The 5,609-nt window shown below is 54.9% G+C and carries 3 rRNA genes; all 3 read right to left on the reverse strand.

Annotated elements, in window-relative coordinates:
* Position 1: 1 nt before the first annotated feature.
* The 3 genes from rrf to BMX78_RS22410 all read right to left on the reverse strand — a co-directional run bounded on the left by rrf (position 2) and on the right by BMX78_RS22410 (position 5,521).
* Positions 2 to 118 (reverse strand): 5S ribosomal RNA (rrf, locus tag BMX78_RS22400).
* A 210-nt stretch (positions 119 to 328) separates the two neighbouring features.
* A 23S ribosomal RNA gene (locus BMX78_RS22405) occupies positions 329 to 3,453 on the reverse strand.
* Between the two features lie 543 nt (positions 3,454 to 3,996).
* Positions 3,997 to 5,521 (reverse strand): 16S ribosomal RNA (locus tag BMX78_RS22410).
* The 16S, 23S and 5S rRNA genes sit together here, the layout of an rRNA operon.
* Positions 5,522 to 5,609: the final 88 nt, after the last annotated feature.

Raw genomic sequence — 5,609 nt, forward strand, 5'->3', positions numbered from 1 at the left:
TGTCCGGCGGTGACCTACTCTCCCACACCCTCCCGGGTGCAGTACCATCGGCGCTGTGGGTCTTAGCTTCCGGGTTCGGAATGGGACCGGGCGTTTCCCCCACGCTATGACCGCCGTAACCCTTGTACCCAACCCCTGTGATGATGCTTGGGGGTGGGAAAACTGTGGTTACAACATTGTGGTGTTGTTATTGTGTTGTGTTTTTGTTCCCTGGACAACTTTTGGTTTGTTGTTTGGGAACCACATAGTGGACGCAAGCAGTCTTGTTTATCTTTTTACCCTGCTTCATGGTGTGAACGTCTTTTGAATCCGTTCACGAAGAGGGTGTGTGGTGTAAGTTATCGGCCTATTAGTACCGGTCAGCTTCACGAGTCGTTAGTCCTCGCTTCCACATCCGGCCTATCAACCCAGTGGTCTGGCTGGGGGCCTCTCACACACAAGGTGTATGGAAATCTCATCTTGAAGCGAGCTTCCCGCTTAGATGCTTTCAGCGGTTATCCCATCCGAACGTAGCTAATCAGCGGTGCACTTGGCAGTACAACTGACACACCAGAGGTTCGTCCGTCCCGGTCCTCTCGTACTAAGGACAGCCCTTCTCAAATTTCCTGCGCGCGCAGCGGATAGGGACCGAACTGTCTCACGACGTTCTAAACCCAGCTCGCGTACCGCTTTAATGGGCGAACAGCCCAACCCTTGGGACCTACTCCAGCCCCAGGATGCGACGAGCCGACATCGAGGTGCCAAACCATGCCGTCGATATGGACTCTTGGGCAAGATCAGCCTGTTATCCCCGAGGTACCTTTTATCCGTTGAGCGACGGCCATTCCACAATGTACCGCCGGATCACTAGTCCCGACTTTCGTCCCTGCTCGAGATGTCTCTCTCACAGTCAAGCTCCCTTGTGCACTTACACTCGACACCTGATTGCCAACCAGGCTGAGGGAACCTTTGGGCGCCTCCGTTACTTTTTAGGAGGCAACCGCCCCAGTTAAACTACCCATCAGGCACTGTCCCTGACCCGGATTACGGGCCGAAGTTAGATGTCCAAAGTGACCAGAGTGGTATTTCAACGATGACTCCACCCGAACTGGCGTCCGGGCTTCAACGTCTCCCACCTATCCTACACAAGCCACTCCGAACACCAATACCAAACTATAGTAAAGGTCTCGGGGTCTTTCCGTCCTGCTGCGCGTAACGAGCATCTTTACTCGTACTGCAATTTCGCCGAGTTTATGGTTGAGACAGCGGGGAAGTCGTTACTCCATTCGTGCAGGTCGGAACTTACCCGACAAGGAATTTCGCTACCTTAGGATGGTTATAGTTACCACCGCCGTTTACTGGGGCTTAAATTCTCAGCTTCGCCGTGAGGCTAACCGGTCCTCTTAACCTTCCAGCACCGGGCAGGAGTCAGTCCGTATACATCGTCTTGCGACTTCGCACGGACCTGTGTTTTTAGTAAACAGTCGCTTCCCCCTGGTCTCTGCGGCCCCGATCCCCTCCCCACAGCAAGTGTGGTTCAAGGTTGGGGCCCCCCTTCTCCCGAAGTTACGGGGGCATTTTGCCGAGTTCCTTAACCATAATTCTCTCGATCGCCTTAGTATTCTCTACCTGATCACCTGTGTCGGTTTGGGGTACGGGCGGCTAAAACCTCGCGTCGATGCTTTTCTCGGCAGCATAGGATCACCAAATCCCCCCAAACGGGGGTCCCATCAGATCTCAGGCATCATGAACAGCGGATTTGCCTACCGTTCGCCCTACATCCTTAGACCGGGACAACCATCGCCCGGCTCGGCTACCTTCCTGCGTCACACCTGTTAATACGCTTGCCTCCCAGGATCAGGTCCTGCGCTCCACCAAAACCCTTCACCCACAAGGGGTGTCGGGCAGGTCTCGGGCAGTTAGTATCCCCTGTTCAGCATGGGCGGTTTTTCGCCGGTACGGGAATATCAACCCGTTGTCCATCGACTACGCCTGTCGGCCTCGCCTTAGGTCCCGACTTACCCAGGGCAGATTAGCTTGACCCTGGAACCCTTGATCATTCGGCGGACGGGTTTCTCACCCGTCTTTCGCTACTCATGCCTGCATTCTCACTCGTGTAGGCTCCACCGCTGGTTTACACCGCGACTTCACTGCCCACACGACGCTCCCCTACCCATCCAAACGCCTGAACCACAAGGGCTTAGCTAATATTTGAATGCCACAACTTCGGCGGTGTACTTGAGCCCCGCTACATTGTCGGCGCGGAATCACTTGACCAGTGAGCTATTACGCACTCTTTTAAGGATGGCTGCTTCTAAGCCAACCTCCTGGTTGTCTGAGCAACTCCACATCCTTTCCCACTTAGCACACGCTTAGGGGCCTTAGTTGGTGGTCTGGGCTGTTTCCCTCTCGACTATGAAGCTTATCCCCCACAGTCTCACTGCTGCGCTCTCACTTACCGGCATTCGGAGTTTGGCTGACGTCAGTAACCTTGTAGGGCCCATTAGCCATCCAGTAGCTCTACCTCCAGCAAGAAACACGCAACGCTGCACCTAAATGCATTTCGGGGAGAACCAGCTATCACGAAGTTTGATTGGCCTTTCACCCCTACCCACAGCTCATCCCCTCCATTTTCAACTGAAGTGGGTTCGGTCCTCCACGACGTCTTACCGTCGCTTCAACCTGGCCATGGGTAGATCACTTCGCTTCGGGTCTAGATCACGCCACTGCAACGCCCTATTCAGACTCGCTTTCGCTACGGCTTCCCCACACGGGTTAACCTCGCGACGTAACACTAACTCGCAGGCTCATTCTTCAAAAGGCACGCCGTCACAACTACAAGGCTGCTCCGACGGATTGTAAGCACACGGTTTCAGGTACTGTTTCACTCCCCTCCCGGGGTACTTTTCACCTTTCCCTCACGGTACTGGTCCGCTATCGGTCATTAGGGAGTATTTAGGCTTATCAGGTGGTCCTGACAGATTCACACGGGATTTCTCGGGCCCCGTGCTACTTGGGATACTCTCCAGGCGGTACACAACATTACAGTTACGGGGCTCACACCCTCTCTGGCCGGCCTTTCAAGACCGTTCACCTATGCCTGCACATCACACCCCACTGTCCCGGCAGAGACAGAACGGAAAGTCCCACAACCCCGACCATGCAACGCCCGCCGGCTATCACACATGGAACGGTTTAGCCTGATCCGCGTTCGCTCGCCACTACTAACGGAATCACTATTGTTTTCTCTTCCTGCGGGTACTGAGATGTTTCACTTCCCCGCGTTCCCTCCACGCACCCTATGTGTTCAGATGCGGGTCACCAGGCAACTCGCGCCCCTGGCGGGGTTTCCCCATTCGGACACCCTGGGATCACAGTCCGGTTATCGACTCCCCCAGGCTTATCGCAGATTCCTACGTCCTTCTTCGGCTCCTAATGCCAAGGCATCCACCGTGTGCTCTTAAAAACTTGACCACAGAAGATCAATCAAAAATTTTCGAGAGAACCACGAAAACCAACCACACACAACACCACCAACCCCCAAAAGGGCCAGTAACCATCACGCGCAGCCAGATCCAGGTTCATATTCTTGGAAATTGCTTCTTATAAAAGATGCTCGCGTCCACTATGTAGTTCTCAAACAACAACCCCAAACCACACACCCCACACACCTACGTGCGCGCTCGATGCAGCCAGGAAAACCAGAAACAAACAAACCCGGAACACCACCACGACCAAAAGCCGCAGCAACCCCCGGCCCTGTTGCCTCAGGACCCAACAGTGTGCCAAACACTACCCAACAACCACACACCGGCACGCTTTCCTGAACACCGCCCCTCCCCAAAAGAAGAAACAAGCATCCGTACTAACAACCGGTGACAGCCACCAGGCACCTATCCGTTGATATTCCACCCTTGAGCACCCGCCGCAGAACTAGCGTCTGCGCAACGGGCATATACTCCTGACAAACCCCCACCACCACATACGCGGCACTGAATGCTTGTAGGTGCTCCTTAGAAAGGAGGTGATCCAGCCGCACCTTCCGGTACGGCTACCTTGTTACGACTTAGTCCCAATCGCCAGTCCCACCTTCGACAGCTCCCTCCCACAAGGGGTTAGGCCACCGGCTTCGGGTGTTACCAACTTTCGTGACTTGACGGGCGGTGTGTACAAGGCCCGGGAACGTATTCACCGCAGCGTTGCTGATCTGCGATTACTAGCGACTCCGACTTCATGGGGTCGAGTTGCAGACCCCAATCCGAACTGAGACCGGCTTTTTGGGATTAGCTCCACCTCACAGTATCGCAACCCTTTGTACCGGCCATTGTAGCATGCGTGAAGCCCAAGACATAAGGGGCATGATGATTTGACGTCGTCCCCACCTTCCTCCGAGTTGACCCCGGCAGTCTCCTATGAGTCCCCACCATCACGTGCTGGCAACATAGAACGAGGGTTGCGCTCGTTGCGGGACTTAACCCAACATCTCACGACACGAGCTGACGACAACCATGCACCACCTGTAAACCGACCGCAAGCGGGGCACCTGTTTCCAGGTCTTTCCGGTTCATGTCAAGCCTTGGTAAGGTTCTTCGCGTTGCATCGAATTAATCCGCATGCTCCGCCGCTTGTGCGGGCCCCCGTCAATTCCTTTGAGTTTTAGCCTTGCGGCCGTACTCCCCAGGCGGGGCACTTAATGCGTTAGCTACGGCGCGGAAAACGTGGAATGTCCCCCACACCTAGTGCCCAACGTTTACGGCATGGACTACCAGGGTATCTAATCCTGTTCGCTCCCCATGCTTTCGCTCCTCAGCGTCAGTTAATGCCCAGAGACCTGCCTTCGCCATCGGTGTTCCTCCTGATATCTGCGCATTTCACCGCTACACCAGGAATTCCAGTCTCCCCTACATCACTCTAGTCTGCCCGTACCCACCGCAGATCCGGAGTTGAGCCCCGGACTTTCACGGCAGACGCGACAAACCGCCTACGAGCTCTTTACGCCCAATAATTCCGGATAACGCTTGCGCCCTACGTATTACCGCGGCTGCTGGCACGTAGTTAGCCGGCGCTTCTTCTGCAGGTACCGTCACTTTCGCTTCTTCCCTACTGAAAGAGGTTTACAACCCGAAGGCCGTCATCCCTCACGCGGCGTCGCTGCATCAGGCTTTCGCCCATTGTGCAATATTCCCCACTGCTGCCTCCCGTAGGAGTCTGGGCCGTGTCTCAGTCCCAGTGTGGCCGGTCACCCTCTCAGGCCGGCTACCCGTCGTCGCCTTGGTAAGCCATTACCTCACCAACAAGCTGATAGGCCGCGAGTCCATCCAAAACCACAAAAAGCTTTCCACCAACCACCATGCGATGATCAGTCATATCCGGTATTAGACCCAGTTTCCCAGGCTTATCCCAGAGTTAAGGGCAGGTTACTCACGTGTTACTCACCCGTTCGCCACTAATCCCCGGTGCAAGCACCGGATCATCGTTCGACTTGCATGTGTTAAGCACGCCGCCAGCGTTCATCCTGAGCCAGGATCAAACTCTCCGTTGAAGTAAAACAAAAACGAACACAACCAGGCACCACGGGAAAACGCGGAAACCCGACTGCAAAATTTGAAACCAGCTGTAAAAACCAGACC

The sequence above is a fragment of the Arthrobacter sp. OV608 genome (assembly GCA_900110595.1).
In the GTDB taxonomy this organism is placed as follows: Bacteria; Actinomycetota; Actinomycetes; order Actinomycetales; family Micrococcaceae; genus Arthrobacter.